The organism is Pseudonocardia sediminis, from assembly GCF_004217185.1.
Lineage (GTDB): Bacteria > Actinomycetota > Actinomycetes > Mycobacteriales > Pseudonocardiaceae > Pseudonocardia > Pseudonocardia sediminis.
On the sequence record NZ_SHKL01000001.1, the window covers coordinates 3537559 to 3554136 of the forward strand.

A 16578-nucleotide genomic window follows, 5' to 3' on the forward strand; every position below is an offset into this window, starting at 1 on the left:
CCGAGTATCTCCCCACCGGACCCGGACACGTCGCGGACCCACTCCGCGGGCCGGGTCAGGTCGCGGCGGCCTTGGTCAGTGCGGTGAGCAGGCGTTGGACCGACGACTCCAGTCCCCAGCGCTGCGCCAGCTCGACGAGGCGGTCGGGGTCCGCCGGGGTCACCGGCAGGGTGGTGTCGCCGGACAGGTCGACCCTCGCGTCGGTGACCACCCGCACCACGGGCTCCACCACCGAGAGGTAGTCGGTGGCCCCGCCCAGCTTCGACCGGACGGTCGCGGCGATCCGGGTGTCGGACGGGTCGCCGACAGCGGTGAGCAACTCGTCCCAGCTGCCGAAGCGCCCGACCAGCGTGGCCGCGGTCTTGGCGCCGACGCCGGGGACGCCGGGCAGCCCGTCGGAGGGGTCGCCGCGCAGCATCGCCATCTCCGCGTACGCCGCCCCGGCCCGCTCCAGCGGTACGCCGTACTTCTCGGCGACCTCGGCCGGGCCCAGGTACTCGGCCTTGTTCAGCCCGCGACCGATGTAGAGCAGGCGCACCGGGGCGGGCCCGTCGCGCACGATCTGCATGAGGTCGCGGTCCCCGGACACGGCCAGCACCGGGTCCGAGCTCTCGGTGTGGGCGAGCGTGCCGATCACGTCGTCGGCCTCGCAGCCGACGGCGCCGCCGGTGCAGATCCCCGCCGCCGCCAGCACCTCCATGATCACCGGCACCTGCGGGCCGAGCGTGTCCGGGACCTCCTCCGGGACGCCGGCCGGCACCTCGTCGGCAGCCTTCGCCGTCTCGACCCGGTGCGCCTTGTACGACGGCAGCGCCTCCACCCGGAACGCCGGCCGCCAGTCCAGGTCCAGGCACGCCACGAGCTTCGACGGCCGGTGCTCGGTGACCAGGCGGGCGATCATGTCGGTGAACCCGCGCACGGCGTTCACCGGCGTCCCGTCCGGTGCCATGATCGACTCGGGCACCCCGAAGTAGGCGCGGAAGTACATGCTCGCGGAGTCCAGGAGCATCAGCGGACGGTCGGTCATGGTGCGTCACTATGGCAGGCGTCGCATCGGTCTCGGCCCCGCGCATCCGGGAAAGGCATGATGGTCGGCGTGACTGACACGGAACAGGGGACGGTGGAGACCGGGCCCGAATGGGAGAGAGACCGGATCGACTTCCGCCGGTCCGAGGCCGGGGGCGGTGTCGACCTGGACGACGCGGCCGGTGTCGCGGAGGAGGGCCCGCTCGCCCGGCGGTTCGCCGAGCTCACCGCGGGCCTGCTCGCGGCGGGCACCGTCGCCGAGGCGCTGCAGCGTGTGGTGACGGTGGCGCGCTCGGTGATCCCCGCGGCGGACCTGGTCAGCATCACGCTGAGGGCGCCGGACGGGACCTTCCACACCCCCGTCGAGACCGGCACCGAGGCCGCGGAGCTGGACCAGGAGCAGTACCGCAGCAACCGGGGGCCCTGCCTGGACTCCGCCCGGGAGGACGGCCCGGCGATGGCACTGAGCGGGGACCTCGGCCTCGAGACGCGGTGGCCGGAGTTCGCGTCGGCGGCGGTCCGGAACGGGTACGGCTCGGTGCTGGCGACGACGCTGCTGCCGGACGCGCGTGCGCCGCGGCTGTCCGGCGCGCTGAACCTCTACGCGCGCAAGCGCGACGCGTTCGGCGACGAGGACCGGGACCGCGCGCTGCTGCTGGCCACGCACGCCTCGCTCGCCCTGGCCGCGACCGAGGCGATCAGCCGTTCCGCCCTGCAGGAGGCCCAGTTCCGGACGGCGATCGCCTCGCGCGACGTGATCGGGCAGGCGAAGGGGATCCTGATGGCGCGCCGCGGGCTCAGCGCCGACGAGGCGTTCGACATCCTGCGCCGCACCTCGCAGGACCTCAACGTCAAGCTCGTCGATCTGGCGACCACGCTCGCGTCCCGGCCGACGGCACTGGACGGCGAGCACGCGTAGGGCCGGGCGCGGTACCGCTGGGTAGCCACGCCGGGGTGGGTCCCTCACCGACCGTGTCCGGCTTACGCTGCGGACCATGACCGACGCCGTGCCCACAGAGCTGCTCGCCGACCGTCTGCGCCGGGCCGCCGAGTTCGCCGCCGAGCAGGACACCGACGTGCTGTTCCTGACCCCCGGCACCGACCTGCGGTACCTGACCGGATTCGACGGCGCCTCGCACGAGCGCCTGACCTGCCTGATCGTCCCGGCCGCCGGGCACCGCGCCCCGCCGGCGCTGGTCGTACCGAAGCTGGAGGCGCCCGGGTTCGCCGACGTGCCGCTGGAGGCGCTCGGCATCGACCTGCTCACCTGGACCGACGGCGAGGACCCGTACCTGCTCGTCAGCGACCTCGCCGGTGGCCCCACCCGGATGTCGGTCGACGACGGGATGCCGGCCCGGCACGTGCTCGCCCTGCGCGACGCGTTCCCGGACGTCCCGCAGAGCCTCGGCGGACCGGTGTTGCGTGAGCTGCGGATGCGCAAGGACGCCGCCGAGGTCGCCCGGCTGCGCGCCGCCGGCGAGGCGATCGACCGCGTGCACGCGCGGATGGGGGAGATGCTGCGTCCGGGCCGCACCGAGGCCGAGGTCGGCGCCGACATCACCGCCGCGATCGTCGCCGAGGGCCACGCCGAGGCCGCCTTCGTGATCGTCGGGTCCGGGCCGAACGGCGCGAGCCCACACCACGACGTCTCGGACCGCGTGATCGAGGCCGGTGACGTCGTCGTCATCGACATCGGCGGCCCCCTGCCCGACGGCTACAACTCCGACTGCACCCGCACCTACGCCGTCGGCGGCGAGCCGTCGGCACAGGTCAAGGAGACCTACGCCGTGCTGCAGGAGGCCCAGGAGCGGGCCGTCGCCGCGGTGCGGCCGGGCGCGACCGCGGCGTCGATCGACGACGCCGCCCGGACGGTGATCACCGAGGCCGGGCACGGGGAGCACTTCATCCACCGCACCGGGCACGGCATCGGCCTCGACGTGCACGAGGAGCCCTACATCGTCGGTGGCAACGAGCTGGTGCTCGAGCCCGGCATGGCGTTCAGCATCGAGCCGGGCATCTACCAGGCCGGCGGCTGGGGCGCCCGGATCGAGGACATCGTCGTGGTCACGGCCGACGGCGTCGAGCGGCTGAACCACAACCCGCGGGATCTCGTGGTCCTGTAGGCCCCCGTGAGTGGATATCGCTGCCGGAGCAGCGATATCCACTCACGACTCAGTAGATCTCGGGGGAGGCCCCGTCGATCGGGATGTGCAGCAGCGTCGGGCCGTAGGAGTTCAGGGCACCCGAGATCGCCTCGGACAGGTCCGCGGCGTCGTCCACGCGGTACGCGGCGCAGCCCATCGACCGGGCCAGCGGGACGAAGTCGATCCCGCCCAGCTTCGTGCCGGGCAGCTTCTTCCCGCCGGCGGCCTCTCCGAGCAGGCGGACCGCGGCGTACTCGGCGTTGTCGAGCACGATGAACACGGCGTTCGTGCCCTCGCGGGCCGCCGTCCACAGTGCCTGGATGCCGTACATGGCCGAGCCGTCGCCGAGCACGCCGACCACGGTCGACGTCGGACGGGCCAGCGCCGCGCCGACCGTCGCGGCGATCCCGAACCCGAGCGAGCCGCTCGCCGTGGTCAGGAAGCCGCCGTCGCGGGAGCGGATCGGCAGGTGGTCGTGCAGCGGGCCGCGCAGGCTCGGCGTCTCCTCGACGACCACCGCGTCCTCGGGCAGCAGCTGCGACAGCGTCGCGTAGACCAGCTCCGCGGTCAGCCCGCCGGAGAGCTCCGGGGCCGGCGGCCGCACCAGGCCGGCCGACCCGGGTTCGCCGATCGGCACCGTCGCACCGGACTCGTTCAGCGCGCGGATGACGGCGTCGAGCGCCAGCCCGGGGGAGGCCAGGATCCCGCGCCCGTGCGGGGCCCGGGCCAGGACGTCCGGGTCCTCGGAGACGATGTAGGTGGGCGGCAGCGGCGGGATCGGCCCGTCGCGCAGCACGTGGTAGGTGAACGCGGGCGCGCCGAGCACGATGACCTGGTCGTACGGGCTCAGCGCCGCCCCCAGCGCGCGACGCTCGGGCGGCAGGAACCCGGCGAAGAGCGGGTGGTCCTCGGGGAATGCACAGCGCCCGGACATCGGCGCCGCGAACACCGCGGCCCGGCAGCCCTCGGCCAGGGTGACCAGCCACTCCACCGCGCCGTCGGCGTCGACCTCACCGCCGGCCACGAAGGCCAGACGGGGCGGGTCGTTCGTCAGCGGGGCGTTCGAGCCCAGCTTCGTGTAGGTCCACAGCGCCGTCACCAGCTCGTCGACGGCGTCCGGGTGCGGTGCGGTGCCGCGGATCGCGGTCGCCTCGGGCAGCTCGACGTCGCCGATGGGCGCGTCCCAGTCGTCCACCGGCACGGACAGGAACACCGGCCCGCGCGGCGGCTGCGCCGCGTGCCGGTAGGCCCGCGCCAGCGCGGCCGGGACCTCCTCGGCCCGCGCGGGCTCGTGGCTGAACCGCACGTGCGGCTTCGGGAACGTGGTCGCGTCCGGCGCGCCCAGGAACGGCTCCTCGCCGAGCATCGAGCGGGCCTGCTGTCCGGCCAGGACGATCACCGAGGAGTTGTTGCGGGACGCGCTGAACACCGCCCCGAGACCGTGCCCGACCCCGCCGGCGGAGTGCAGGTTCACCAGCGCCGGGCGCCGGGTGAGCTGGGCGTAGGCGTCGGCCATCGCGACGACGACGGACTCGTGCAGCCCCAGGACGTAGTGGAAGTCCTCCGGCCAGTCGGACAGGAACGGGACCTCGGTCGTCCCCGGGTTGCCGAACACCGTGGTGAGGCCGAAGCGGCGCATCACCTCACGTGTCGCCTCCAGCACCGATCCGGTCACCGTGCACACCCCCTGCGTCTCGTGGCTGATCCGCTGAGCATCATCCCCCGCCGTCCGGGGGAACTTCAGGGTGGTCTCCGGGCGTTACCCGAGTGAAGACACCGGCTCCACCGAGCAGAGTGGGAACGGACGCGGTCGGATACACCGGCCACGACCACGACACCGGGTGGATCGCATCGGATCCGCACCCGGGAAGGAGCACGCACCATGCCGCAGACCGGAACCCTCGTCCGCCCTCGCAACGGGAAGGTCATCGCCGGGGTCTGCGCCGGGCTCGCCGACCGGGTGGGCTGGGGCCGCAACACGGTCCGCTTCCTGTTCCTGATCTCCTGCCTGCTGCCGGGCCCGCAGTTCGTGATCTACATCGTGCTGTGGTTCATCATGCCCAAGGCGCAGTTCTGAGCAGGATCCCCGTCCCGGGCAGGACCACGGTCCTGACCAGGGCATAGACCCCGCGCTCCGCGGTGACACGCGGAGCGCCTGCGAGAGCGGTGGGGCCGGGCCGGCACAGGCGCGGCCCCACTGGCATGATGTCGTCCGTGATCGACCGGACCGGCGCCCGCGACCTCCGTCGCCGCGCCCTGTCCTGCGTCGTCGCCTGTGTGGACTGTCGGCTGTGCTGTCAGCCGGGTCCGTGCCGTTGCCGTCGTCCCTGAGACCCCCGAGTCCAGAGCGCCGACGCACCGTCACCGACCCGCCCCGGCCCCGTCCACCCTGCCGCAGCGCGGCCCGCACGTCTGTGACCACTCCCCATGGCCGTCCTCGGCACCCCTGATCTCTCCGGCGAGACCGTTCTCGCCCTGCACGCCCACCCCGACGACGAGGCGATCTTCACCGGTATCACGCTGCGCCGCCTCGCCGACGCCGGCGCCCGCGTCGTCCTCGTGATGGCGACCGGCGGCGAGCTCGGCGGGTCCCGCCTCCCGCTCTCCGACGGCGAGACCGTCGCCGCACGCCGCCGACGCGAGCTGGAGCGTGCCGCCGACCTCCTGGGCGTCGCACGGCTCGTCCTGCTCGGGCACCGCGACTCCGGCCTGCCCGGCGGCCCGGACGAGTCCCACGCGGGCGCCCTCGCCGGGGCCGACCCCCTGGCCCTGGGACGACGGGTGGCCGAGCTCGCCGACGCCGAGGGCGCCGCGACCCTGGTCTACGACGACGACGCCGGCATCTACGGCCACCCCGACCACCGCGTCGCCCACGCCGTCGGCGCCACCGCCGCCTCGCTGTCCGGGGCGACCGGCTACCGGATGACCGTCGACCGCGAGCACCTGCACCTCTCCGCCCGCGACCGGCACCTGGTGCACGGCGCGGCCCGCGCCGCCGACGTCGCGTTCGGCCGGGTCACCGCCGAGATCGCGACGGCCGTCGCCGGCTCGGCGTCGGACCTGGCCGTCAAGCGCGCCGCGATGCTCACCCACGCCAGCCAGATCGGCCCGGACGCGGTGCCGGACGAGACGTTCGCCGCCACCTACGGCTACGAGTGGTTCCTGCGCGACGGGGCGTCCGGCCTGCTCGACGTCCTGGGCAACGAGCACCTGCTCGCCGGCGCGCCGCGGCGTCCGGAGCACGTGGAGTCCGCAGCGATCCTTTAGCGCGGGGACGTAGTCTCATCGCGTGTCCGCGACGTTGACCAGCCCGCCCTCGCCGACGTCGCCGCCGCAGTCCCGGGCCTCGGCCTGGGGACGGTTGCTGGCGGTCTGGGTGCTCGCGGCCGGGGCCGGTGTCCTGCTCTACCTCAGCTTCCCCCCGCGCACCCTGTGGTGGCTCGCTCTGCCGGCGTTCGCCCTGGTGGGGCTGCTGCTGCGCGGCGTGGGACCGCGGCGTGGGTTCGAGATCGGGATGCTGTTCGGGATCGGGTTCCTGCTGCCGCTGCTGAGCTGGACCGGGTTCTTCGTCGGGTCGCTGCCGTGGGTCGCGCTCGTGGTGTTCGAGTCGCTGTTCCTGGGTGTGGCCGGGGCCGGGATGGCACTGGTGTCGGGCTTCCGGGCGCGGTGGGCGTCGGCGCTGTGGCCGGTCTGGGCCGCCGCGGTGTGGGTCGGCGCGGAGGCGCTGCGCGGGCGGATCCCGTTCGGCGGGCTGCCCTGGGGACGGGTCGGCTTCGGTCAGCCGGACGCCCCGACGCTGCCGCTCGCCGCGATCGGCGGGGTGCCGCTGCTGTCGTTCGCGACGGTCCTGGCCGGGCTCGCGCTGGGCGAGGTGCTGCGGATCCTGGTCCGCGGGCACCGGCCCACGTCGGGCGGCGCGGCCGGCTCCCGGGCCGGGGTCGTCGTCCCGGCGCTGCTGGTCGTGCTCGTCCTGGTGGCCGGACCGCTGGCCGGGCTCGTGCCGGCCCAGGCCGGACCACCGGAGCGGACGGTCACCGTCGCCGCGATCCAGGGCAACGTCCCGCGCCTGGGCCTGGATTTCAACGCCCAGCGCCGCGCCGTCCTGGACAACCACGTCCGCCAGACGCAGCGCCTCGCCGCCGAGGTCGCGGCCGGACGGCAGCCCCAGCCCGACATCGTGATCTGGCCGGAGAACTCCTCCGACATCGACCCGCTGCGCAACGCCGACGCCGCCGCCCTGATCGACGGGGCCGCGTCGGCGATCCGCGCCCCGATCCTGGTCGGCGCCGTGCTCGTCAACGGCGACCGCACGACCAGCAACGCCGCGCTGATCTGGGAGGCGGGCGAGGGCGTCGTCGCCCGCACCGACAAGCGCCGCGTCCAGCCCTTCGGCGAGTACATGCCGTGGCGCTCGTTCTTCCGGCTGTTCTCCTCCTACGTCGACCGCGCGGGGAACTTCGTGCCCGGCCCGGGGGCCGGTGTCGCGCCGATGGCCGGGGTCGCCGTCGGCGTCGCGATCTGCTGGGAGGTCGCGTTCGACGACCTGGTCTCCGACAGCGTCGACGCCGGCGCCCAGATCCTCGCCGTGCCCAGCAACAACGCGACGTTCGGCCTCACCGAGATGACGTTCCAGCAGCTGGCGATGTCGCGGGTGCGGGCCGTCGAGCACGACCGTCCGGTCGTCGTCGCGACCACCAGCGGGGTCAGCGCGATGATCCGTCCGGACGGCACGGTGACGGCCTCGACCGGCCAGTTCGTGCCCGGGGTACTGGTCGATCGCATCCCCCTGAAGGGGACCACTACGCTGTCCGGACACCTGCGGTCGGTTCCGGAATGGACGCTGACGGCCATCGGCGTACTGGCCGTGGTGATCGTCTTCGGAGCGTCGCGGAGGCGGGGCCCGCGGTCGGGCGTAGGGTCAGCGGGTCGTATGCCCGAGGCAGGAGAGGACGAGCATGGCTGAGCCCCCGGGTCCGGTCCTGGTGGTGATCCCGACGTACGAGGAGCGAGAGAACCTGGGCCCGGCTCTCGCGCGCCTGCACGCAGCTGTGCCCGAGGCCGACGTCCTCGTCGTCGACGACGCGAGTCCCGACGGCACCGGCGAGCTGGCCGACGAGTTCGCCGCCGCCGACGAGCGCGTCCGCGTGCTGCACCGCACCGGCAAGTCCGGGCTCGGCGCCGCGTACCTCGCCGGTTTCGCGCACGCCCTGCGCGGCGAGCACCAGGTCGTCGTGGAGATGGACGCCGACGGCTCGCACGCCCCGGAGGACCTGCCCGCCCTGCTGCACGCCCTCGACGACGCCGACCTCGTGCTCGGCTCGCGCTACGTGCCCGGCGGACGTGTCGTGAACTGGCCGTGGCACCGCCAGATGCTCTCCCGCGGTGGCAACCTGTACTCCCGGCTCGCGCTCGGCGTCCCGATCAGCGACATCACCGGCGGCTACCGCGTCTACCGGCGCGAGGTGCTCGAGGAGCTGCACCTCGACAGCGTCGCCTCGCAGGGCTACTGCTTCCAGGTCGACATGGCCTGGCGTGCCGTGCAGTCCGGCTTCCGGGTCCGCGAGGTCCCGATCACGTTCACCGAACGCGAGCGCGGCACGTCGAAGATGAACTCCACGATCGTCGGCGAGGCGCTCTGGCGGGTCACCTGCTGGGGCATGTCGCACCGCTTCGGCAGCGGCGACCGGCCGCCGGACCCGGTCGACCCGATCCCCGAGGGCCCCGTCCGCGCCTGAACGGGACCCCGGGGGAGCGATCAGATCGCGGCCAGCTCGCCGGCCAGGTCGTCGAGGCCCAGCGAGCCCTGCGACAGCGCCGTCATGTGCCAGGCCTTGACGTCGAACTCCCCGCCGCGGGCGGTGTGGGCCCGCCGGGCCGCGTCCCGGCCGGCCAGCCACACCCGCTCACCGAGCTTGTAGCCGATCGCCTGGCCCGGCGCTCCGAGGTAGCGCAGCAGCTCGCTGTCGATCAGCTCGTCGCTGCCGCCGACGTGGCTGCGGAAGAACTCCCGTCCCAGCTCCGGGGTCCAGCGCAGGCCGGCACCGACGGGGGAGTCGTCCGGGATCGGCAGCGACAGGTGCATCCCGATGTCGATCACGACCCGGATCGCGCGCAGCATCTGGCCGTTCAGGTAGCCCATCCGCGACCCGGGGTCGGTGTGGTAGCCGAGCTCGTCCATCAGCAGCTCCGCGTAGAGCGCCCAGCCCTCCAGGTTCGCGCTGACCGACCCGACGTTGGCCTGGTAGGACGACAGGTCCGCCGCCCGGTAGGCCCACTGCGCCATCTGCAGGTGATGTCCGGGGACGCCCTCGTGATACCAGGTGCTGATCAGGTCCCACATCGGGTAGCGGTCGTCCGCGGTCTGCGGCAGCCACGTCCGGCCCGGGCGGGAGAAGTCCAGTGTGGGCGGCGTGTAGTACGGCGCGGCCGCGCTGCCGGCCGGGGCCAGGCACGCCTCGACGGTGCGGATCGGCTCGGCCAGGTCGAAGTGCGTGCGGCCCAGGTCGGCGATCGTGTCGTCCATCATCGTCTGCAGCCGCGCCCGCGCCGCCTCCCCGCCGACGACGACGTCGCCGTGCCGGTCCAGGTGGGCCATCGCCTCCGCGGCGCCGGCGCCCGGCTTGACCCGCTCGGCCTCGACCGCCATCTCCTCGCGCAGCCGACGGAACTCCGACCAGCCCCAGGCGTAGACCTCGTCGGTGTCGATGTCGGCGCCGTTCCAGTACCGCGACGCGAGCCGGTAGCGCTCGGCCCCGACCCCGTCCGGGGTGCCCTCGGCGCGCGGGAGGTACTCGGTGCGCAGCCAGTCCCGCAGCTCGACGAGGGCGCCGGTGGCCTGTGGCGCCGCGGTGGCGAGGTCGGCCCGGACCCCGTCGCCCAGCGGAGCACGGGAGGCCCCGTCCGCGAAGACGGAGAACCAGCCGCGCCCGGCGCCGTCGGCCACCCAGGAGTCGATCTGCTCGGCGACCCGCTCCACCTGCCGGGGCGCGGCGTACAGACCGCGCCGGTCGCCCTCGGTGAGGCTCTCGCGGTACTCGCGCAGCGCCTGGGGGACGCGGCTCATCCGGCCGGCGACGTTCGCCCAGTCGTGCTCGGTCGCCACCGGCATCAGCGTGAACGCCAGGCGCACGCCCTGGACCGGGCCGAACAGCTCCTGCACCGCGCGCAGGTTCTCGCCCGATGCCGACACGTCGAGCCCGGCCCGCAGACGTTCGGAGAGCAGCCGCGCACAGCGGCGTTCGTCGGGGTCCGACGGCGGCGTGTCGCCGGTGAGCGCGGTCAGACGGTCCAGGGTCTCGCGGTCCAGCGCGTCGATCGCGTCCTGACCGGCGGGGGAGAGGTCTCCGAGCCGGTCCTGCCCGTCGGTGTGGCCGAGCTCGCCGGCCAGGACCGGGTCCAGGGCGGCGAGGCGTCGGACGTGGTCGTCGGCGAGGTCCCGGACGGCGCGGGAAGGGTTCTCCTCAGGGGTGTCGGGCATGACGCCATCATGCCCACCGCCCCCGGTGCCCGCCGCCGCACGGCCCCGCACACGACGAAGCCGGGCCCCCTTCTCGGGTGACCCGGCTCCGCGGTGTCCGGCGCGTCGTCTCGGACGTGGTGGTGGGCGTGCGTCAGGCGATCTCGGCGCGACGCTCGCGCAGCAGCTCGAGACGCTCGTTCAGCAGCTCCTCCAGCTCCGCGATGGAGCGGCGCTCGAGCAGCATGTCCCAGTGCGTGCGCGGGGGCTTGGCCTTCTTCGCCTCCGGCTCGTTGCCGTCGACGCGCTTGCCGACACCACCCTGGGGGGACTCCCAGGTGGCCGGCGGCTCGGCGTCGTTGGCGAAGGGGACCTCGAACTCGAATCCCGCCTCGGACACATAGCGCACCATCTGCCGCGGCGCCAGGTCGTGGTTACGGTCGGTCTCGTAGCTGACAGCCCCGAGCCGGCTTCCACGCAGTACGCGGTCGGCCATGTGTCACCCTCCTGTGCGGTGTACGAGGGACGGACCCTCGACGGTTACTTCGCCGCCACCAGGTGTAACGTTCGTGGCGTTACTGTCATTCCTGGTGGCCGGCCAGGGTTTTCCCTCCGGTGAGTACCCGGTGGTAACTGTTCCTGGCCCGACGAGCCAGTGTTCCCTATTTGTGCCTATCGCACACGCTGATGTGACGTGTCAGCCATCTGTGACTTAGCTCACCCTGTCTTGGCGCAGTGTTCACGCCCTTGTTTCCGCACGGTGTGAGGATGCTTGCGCAGGCAAGATCCGCGGACCGTTTCAGGCCGCGTTCACCGCTGGTGCGGAACGGGCCGGGGCCTTGACCGGGATGATCGCGGCCAGACCGGCGGCGAGGACGAGCACGATCCCGACGGTGCCCGCGCGGTCGGAGGAGAAGAGATAGGTGAACAACCCGATCAGGGCCGGTGCCAGGAACGAGACCGCCCGCCCCGTCGTGGCGTAGAGGCCGAACAGCTGGCCCTCGTGCCCGGGCGGGCAGAGCCGGTTCATGTACGACCGCGACGACGCCTGCGCCGGGCCGACGAACAGGCCCAGGATCAGGCCGAACACCCAGAACGCGTTCGGGCCGGAGACGAACAGCAGGATGATCCCCACGACCACCAGCCCGCCGAGCGAGCCGACGACGACGGCCTTCGGGCCGATCCGGTCGTCGAGCCAGCCTCCGGTCAGCGCGCCCAGCGCGGACACCACGTTGATCACCACACCGAAGATCAGCACGGTCCCGGGGTCCATCCCGTACACGGTCACCGCGATCACCCCGCCGAACGCGAACACGGCGTTGAGGCCGTCCCGGTAGAGCGCGCTGGCCCCGAGGAAGTACACGGTGTGCGGTTCACGCCGGTAGAGGTCGCGCAGGTCGGCGAGCAGCCTGCGGTAGGACCCGACGACGCCGAGCCGGGCCCCGCTGCCGGTGGCGGGGGTCTCGGGCAGCGAGAAGAACATCGGCAGTGCGAACACCGCGAACCAGGCCGCCGCGAGCAGCATCGCGACCCGGATGTTGATGCCGCCCTCGGTGCCGAGACCGAGCAGGCCGCCGTCGTCACCGGCGATCAGGCCGAGGTAGATGAGCAGCAGCAGCACGATCCCGCCGAAGTACCCCATCGACCATCCGAACCCGGACACCCGCCCGACGTTGGCCGGCGTCGAGACCTGGGAGAGCAGGGCGAAGTAGGACACCTGGGCCAGCTCGAAGAAGATCGAGGCCACGGCGAGCAGGAGCAGGCCCAGCCACAGGTAGTGGTAGTCGTCGCGGACGAAGAACATCAGCGCCATCGCGACGACCACGGCCGCCGTCCACAACCCGGTCGAGCGCAGCCTGCGCCCGGCCCGGTCCGCGCTCTGCCCGATCACCGGTGCCATCAGCGCGATCAGTACGCCGGCCGCGGCGGTGGACCAGCTCAGCCAGCTGTTCACGCTGATGGAACCGGGCAGGTCGGCGCCGACCGAGTCGGTGAGATAGACCGAGAAGACGAACGTCAGGGCGATCGTGTTGAACGCCGAGGAGCCCCAGTCCCACAGGCCCCAGGTCCACACCTGCCCGCGTCGGGGAGCGGGCTGCGAGGCCGGGGGAGCGGCGGCGGGGCTGGTCACACGGCGAGCCTAACGGCGCACCGGCGACGATCCCCGCCGTGGAACTACCGAGCCGGTGCCCGTTCAGCCGGCCTCGGGTGGCCGCAGTGCCTCGGACCGCACGGCGAGGACGTCGCGCAGCACGTCCGGGCGGTCGGACAGGATCCCGTCCACGCCCAGGTCCAGCAGCGTGTGCATCGTTCCCGGCTCGTCGACCGTCCACACGTGCACCTCCGTGCCCGCGGCGTGCGCGGTGCGGACGAACTGCTCGTCGACGACGGTCAGCGGCCCGAACCGGGCCGGCACCTGCGCGACCTGCCCGTGCACCCGCGGCAGCACCGCGCCCCCGAGCAGGCCCGCGGCCTGCAACGGCCCGGGCAGCGCAACGAGCCACGCCCGCCCGCGCAGGCCCAGCACCCCGCGCTGACCCAACGAGGTGCACAGCCGTCGTCCGGCCGATGCGCGGGCACGGACCAGGCGGGACTCCTCGAACGACCCCAGGCACACCCGGTCCCAGGCGTCGAGCCGCTCCAGGACGGCGAGCGTGGGCGCGACGACGGCGTCGGCCTTGAGCTCGATCGTCACCCGGGTCCGCGGGATCGCCCGCAGCACGGTCTCCAGGCGGGGCAGCTTCTCGCGCCCGCCGACCGTGACCTCGTCCAGCTCGGCGGCGTGCCGGTCGGCGATCCGGCCGGTCGCGTCCGTGGTGCGGTCGAGGTGGGCGTCGTGGTGGATCACCGGGATGCCGTCGGAGCTGGCGTGCACGTCGAGCTCGACGTAGCCGAAGCCCTCGTCGGCGGCGCGGACGAACGCGGCCAGGGTGTTCTCGCAGCCGGTGAGGTCGTCGATGTGCCAGCCGCGGTGGGCGTACGCACGCGGGTACGGGCCCTCGAGATAGGGATGACGGTCGCCCATGCCTTCACCCTCCCAGGTGCGGTGATCAGGTGCGACGCGGCAGACGGAAACGCTCGGTGTCGAGCAGGGGTGCCATCAGGTCGCCGTGGCGGTCCAGGCGGGCCGGGATGTCGTCGGCGACGAAGCGCAGGTCCTCGGCGGCGTGGCAGGCCCGGACCTCGTCCCAGGTGACGGGGGTGGCGACGGTGGGGCGCTCCCGCCCGCGCAGCGAGTAGCTCGCGATCGTGGTCTTGGCCGTGTTGTTCTGGCTCCAGTCGACGAACACCCGGCCCGTGCGCCGGGCCTTGGCCATCACCGAGACGACCTCGCGCGGGTGGTCGGTGGCCAGGCGGTCGGCGACGTCGTGGGCGAACTCCGAGGTCTGCTCGGCACGGGTCACCCCGACCGGGATGTAGAGCTGCAGGCCCTTGCCCCCGGACGTCCGGGGCCACGCCTCCAGGTCGTGCTCGGCGAGGACGTCGTCGAGCCACTCGGCGACCCGGCAGCACTCGACGATCGACGTCCCCTCACCCGGGTCCAGGTCGAACACCACCAGGTCCGGCGGGTGCCTGCCGTCGCGGGGGCCCAGGCGCCACTGCGGGACGTGCAGCTCCAGCGCGGCCAGGTTCGCCGCCCAGGCCAGCCCCTCGACGCTGTCGATCACCGGGAAGTCCGCGGTCTCCGACCGCCCGCCCGGCGTGCCCACCCGCGCGGTGCGCACCCAGTCCGGGGCGTGGCGTGCGACGTTCTTCTCGAAGAACGACGGCTTCCCGACCCCGTCCGGCCAGCGCACCATGGTCAGCGGCCGGTCCGCGATGTGCGGCAGCATCACCTCGGCGACGGCCAGGTAGTGCGCGAGGACGTCGGTCTTGGTCGTCCCGGTGCGGGGGTAGAGGACCTTGTCCGGGTTGGTCAGCCGCGCGCGCCCCGCTCCGAGCGGCCCGGTACCGGCAGGCCGGCGGGGTGCGGCGGCGGGGACCTCCACCCAGTCCGGGTCCGGCACGACGTCGGTGCGGTACGCCGAGTCCTCCCGCACGGCGACGACCGACGGCAGCCCCTGCGCCGTGACGGCGTCGAGCAGCTCCGGCCCGGCGTCCGGGTAGACCGGCGCGACCTTCCAGTGCGGGCCGTCCAGCGGCAGCGCGTCGAGTCGTTCCCGCCGCTCGCGCAGCGGCCGGTCGCGCAGGTCCTCGCCGCCGGTGTGGAGCACGTCGGAGATCCAGAGGTCGCCGCCGGTGGTGAGCTCCGCGTCGAGCAGGTGCCCGCCGGCCCCGAGGCTCGGGCCGAACCGGCGCAACTGAGGCGGCAGCGCGATGTCCTGCCACCCGCCGGCGCCGTCCGGGCCGGTCAGCGTCGCCCGCCCGCCGTCGCTGCGCACGAGCACCCGGCGCCCGCCGAAGCGCACGCGGATCCACCAGCCCGGCCCGTCGGGGAGCGCGTCGGCGGGGGTGGGCTCGACGAGCGCGGCGTCGTGGGGGAGCGGTTCACCGGAGGGGGAGTCGTCGCCCTGGTCCTTCGCCCGCCGCAGCAGCCAGGTGTCGCGCTTGCCGTCCGGGCGGTGCAGCAGCACGAACCTGCCCTGCGCGCGCTCGCCGTGCAGGACGACGGCGACCTCGCGGTCGTTCCACTTCTCGGTCTCGTAGCGGCCGGAGTCCCAGACGCTCATGTGCCCGCCGCCGTACTCGCCGGACGGGATGTCACCGGCGAAGTCCAGGTACTCCATCGGATGGTCCTCGGTGCGGATCGCCATCCGGACCGTCGACGGGTCGGTGGGCAGACCCTTCGGCACCGCCCAGGACGCGAGGACGCCGTCGCGCTCGAGGCGAAGGTCCCAGTGCAGCGCCGTGGCGTGGTGCTCCTGGATCACGAAGCGCTCGCCGGCGCCCGAGGCCTCCGGGTCGGTCTCCGGGATCGGCTCCGGCGTGCGCTGCGGATCGCGCTTGCGGCGGTAGTCCTCGAGCGGCACCCGGCCAGCCTAGCCACGCGTCCCGCACCGGACCCGGCGTTCTCTTGTGCCCGAGGGTGATCAACTGTCAGGATAGGGTTGCCTACATGAAGGGTGGGGTCACGTTGTTCGCCTGCATCTGTGCTGCGGCCACCGAGTCCGAGGTCCGCGACTGCGTCCGTCTCGGCGCGCTCACGGTCGAGGAGATCGGCGACGCCTGCGGCGCCGGTACCGGATGCGGGTCGTGCGTGAACACCCTGGGCGTGCTGTTGATGACGACCGCCGCACCGTCCGATCTGGACGGACTGCCGGCCACCGCCTGAACCTATCCGCACCCTTGTCCCAGGCAAGGCTGGGCGAATCAGAGTCGGTCCTGAGCGGACAGTGCTCCCGAGTGGTGTCCTACATTCGTCGCGTCCAGACCCTTGCGACGAATCGAGAGAATCCGATGCGCGGCGACGCCGAGGTCATCTCCCTGCTCAACGACCAGTTGACCAGTGAACTCACGGCCATCAACCAGTACTTCCTGCACGCGAAGATGCAGCAGAACTGGGGCCTGACGAAGCTGGCCGCCTACACCCGCAGCGAGTCCATCGACGAGATGCGGCACGCGGAGAAGATCACCGACCGGATCCTGTTCCTGGAGGGTCTGCCCAACTACCAGCGCCTGTTCCAGCTGCGGGTCGGGCAGACCGTGCGCGAGCAGCTCGAGGCGGACCTGTCGATCGAGCTCGCCGTCGTCGAGCGCCTGCGTCCCGGCGTGCAGATGTGCCGCGACAAGGGCGACATCACGACCGCCAACCTGTTCGAGGAGATCCTCGCCGACGAGGAGCACCACATCGACTACATCGAGACGAACCTCGAGCTGATGGAGAAGCTGGGCGAGCCGCTGTACCTCGCGCAGCTCGTCGACCAGCCGCCGAACCCGGGCTGATCCACGCTCGGCGCTTGTTATGACAGGTTCGGCGCAGCGGGGCCGTCCCACCGCGCGCCGGGGGACGAT

15 protein-coding genes are annotated in these 16578 nt (G+C 73.2%); 8 read left to right on the forward strand and 7 right to left on the reverse strand.

Annotation, left to right across the window (positions count from 1 at the left end; translation table 11 throughout):
• Positions 1-55 precede the first annotated feature (55 nt).
• Positions 56-1027, reverse strand: coding sequence for a 5'-3' exonuclease (locus tag EV383_RS16370; RefSeq protein ID WP_130290717.1), 972 nt, complete (start codon positions 1025-1027; stop codon positions 56-58).
• Positions 1028-1096: 69 nt separating this feature from the next.
• Between EV383_RS16370 and EV383_RS16375 the strand changes: the two genes are divergently transcribed.
• Positions 1097-1945, forward strand: coding sequence for a GAF and ANTAR domain-containing protein (locus EV383_RS16375; RefSeq protein ID WP_423213650.1), 849 nt, complete (start codon positions 1097-1099; stop codon positions 1943-1945).
• Between the two features lie 76 nt (positions 1946-2021).
• The gene (locus EV383_RS16380; protein WP_130290719.1) at positions 2022-3149 is read left to right on the forward strand and encodes a M24 family metallopeptidase; all 1128 of its coding nucleotides are present in this window, start codon (positions 2022-2024) and stop codon (positions 3147-3149) included.
• Between the two features lie 49 nt (positions 3150-3198).
• Here the strand turns inward: EV383_RS16380 and mdlC are convergent, their stop codons facing one another.
• Positions 3199-4854 carry a benzoylformate decarboxylase gene (gene mdlC / locus EV383_RS16385; protein WP_130290720.1) on the reverse strand — a complete coding sequence of 552 codons (1656 nt, stop codon included), beginning with the start codon at positions 4852-4854 and terminating at the stop codon, positions 3199-3201.
• Between the two features lie 198 nt (positions 4855-5052).
• Here mdlC and EV383_RS16390 point away from each other — a divergent pair, with 198 nt between their 5' ends.
• From EV383_RS16390 to EV383_RS16405, 4 genes are all read left to right on the forward strand, one after another.
• Positions 5053-5247, forward strand: coding sequence for a PspC domain-containing protein (locus EV383_RS16390; protein ID WP_130290721.1), 195 nt, complete (start codon positions 5053-5055; stop codon positions 5245-5247).
• A 350-nt stretch (positions 5248-5597) separates the two neighbouring features.
• Positions 5598-6437 (forward strand): PIG-L deacetylase family protein, encoded by an 840-nt coding sequence (locus tag EV383_RS16395; RefSeq protein WP_130290722.1) that lies wholly within the window; start codon positions 5598-5600, stop codon positions 6435-6437.
• Positions 6438-6459: 22 nt separating this feature from the next.
• Complete coding sequence (gene lnt / locus EV383_RS16400) at positions 6460-8133, forward strand: apolipoprotein N-acyltransferase (protein WP_207223550.1); 1674 nt, start codon at positions 6460-6462, stop codon at positions 8131-8133.
• Complete coding sequence (locus EV383_RS16405) at positions 8126-8905, forward strand: polyprenol monophosphomannose synthase (RefSeq protein WP_130290723.1); 780 nt, start codon at positions 8126-8128, stop codon at positions 8903-8905. The genes lnt and EV383_RS16405 overlap by 8 nt, the downstream gene beginning before the upstream one ends.
• Before the next feature lie 20 nt (positions 8906-8925).
• Here the strand turns inward: EV383_RS16405 and EV383_RS16410 are convergent, their stop codons facing one another.
• The 5 genes from EV383_RS16410 to ligD form a co-directional block, all read right to left on the reverse strand.
• Positions 8926-10647: a DUF885 domain-containing protein gene (locus EV383_RS16410; RefSeq protein ID WP_130290724.1), complete on the reverse strand. Its 1722-nt coding sequence runs from the start codon at positions 10645-10647 to the stop codon at positions 8926-8928.
• A 133-nt stretch (positions 10648-10780) separates the two neighbouring features.
• The gene (locus EV383_RS16415) at positions 10781-11122 is read right to left on the reverse strand and encodes an RNA polymerase-binding protein RbpA (protein WP_130290725.1); all 342 of its coding nucleotides are present in this window, start codon (positions 11120-11122) and stop codon (positions 10781-10783) included.
• A 303-nt stretch (positions 11123-11425) separates the two neighbouring features.
• Positions 11426-12757 carry an MFS transporter gene (locus EV383_RS16420; RefSeq protein WP_242623140.1) on the reverse strand — a complete coding sequence of 444 codons (1332 nt, stop codon included), beginning with the start codon at positions 12755-12757 and terminating at the stop codon, positions 11426-11428.
• Positions 12758-12820: 63 nt separating this feature from the next.
• Positions 12821-13651, reverse strand: a complete 831-nt coding sequence (locus tag EV383_RS16425; protein ID WP_130290726.1) for a glycerophosphodiester phosphodiesterase family protein — start codon at positions 13649-13651, stop codon at positions 12821-12823.
• 25 nt (positions 13652-13676) lie between these two features.
• Entirely contained in the window at positions 13677-15596 is a 1920-nt protein-coding gene (gene ligD, locus EV383_RS32905) for a non-homologous end-joining DNA ligase (protein WP_341273735.1), read from the reverse strand.
• A gap of 86 nt (positions 15597-15682) precedes the next feature.
• On the opposite strand from ligD, the gene EV383_RS16440 reads away from it, so the two are divergent.
• Positions 15683-15898: a (2Fe-2S)-binding protein gene (locus EV383_RS16440; RefSeq protein WP_242623141.1), complete on the forward strand. Its 216-nt coding sequence runs from the start codon at positions 15683-15685 to the stop codon at positions 15896-15898.
• A gap of 125 nt (positions 15899-16023) precedes the next feature.
• Positions 16024-16509 carry a bacterioferritin gene (gene bfr / locus EV383_RS16445; protein WP_130290727.1) on the forward strand — a complete coding sequence of 162 codons (486 nt, stop codon included), beginning with the start codon at positions 16024-16026 and terminating at the stop codon, positions 16507-16509.
• Positions 16510-16578: the final 69 nt, after the last annotated feature.

Excerpts from the sequence above, each read along its gene's own strand:
- EV383_RS16425 (WP_130290726.1), bottom strand. The coding sequence starts at position 13,651 with ATGGGCGACCGTCATCCCTATCTCGAGGGCCCGTACCCGCGTGCGTAC.
- EV383_RS16410 (WP_130290724.1), bottom strand. The coding sequence starts at position 10,647 with ATGCCCGACACCCCTGAGGAGAACCCTTCCCGCGCCGTCCGGGACCTC.
- EV383_RS16395 (WP_130290722.1), top strand. The coding sequence starts at position 5,598 with ATGGCCGTCCTCGGCACCCCTGATCTCTCCGGCGAGACCGTTCTCGCC.
- EV383_RS16380 (WP_130290719.1), top strand. The coding sequence starts at position 2,022 with ATGACCGACGCCGTGCCCACAGAGCTGCTCGCCGACCGTCTGCGCCGG.
- EV383_RS16405 (WP_130290723.1), top strand. The coding sequence starts at position 8,126 with ATGGCTGAGCCCCCGGGTCCGGTCCTGGTGGTGATCCCGACGTACGAG.
- EV383_RS16370 (WP_130290717.1), bottom strand. The coding sequence starts at position 1,027 with ATGACCGACCGTCCGCTGATGCTCCTGGACTCCGCGAGCATGTACTTC.
- bfr (WP_130290727.1), top strand. The coding sequence starts at position 16,024 with ATGCGCGGCGACGCCGAGGTCATCTCCCTGCTCAACGACCAGTTGACC.
- EV383_RS16440 (WP_242623141.1), top strand. The coding sequence starts at position 15,683 with ATGAAGGGTGGGGTCACGTTGTTCGCCTGCATCTGTGCTGCGGCCACC.
- EV383_RS16390 (WP_130290721.1), top strand. The coding sequence starts at position 5,053 with ATGCCGCAGACCGGAACCCTCGTCCGCCCTCGCAACGGGAAGGTCATC.
- EV383_RS16415 (WP_130290725.1), bottom strand. The coding sequence starts at position 11,122 with ATGGCCGACCGCGTACTGCGTGGAAGCCGGCTCGGGGCTGTCAGCTAC.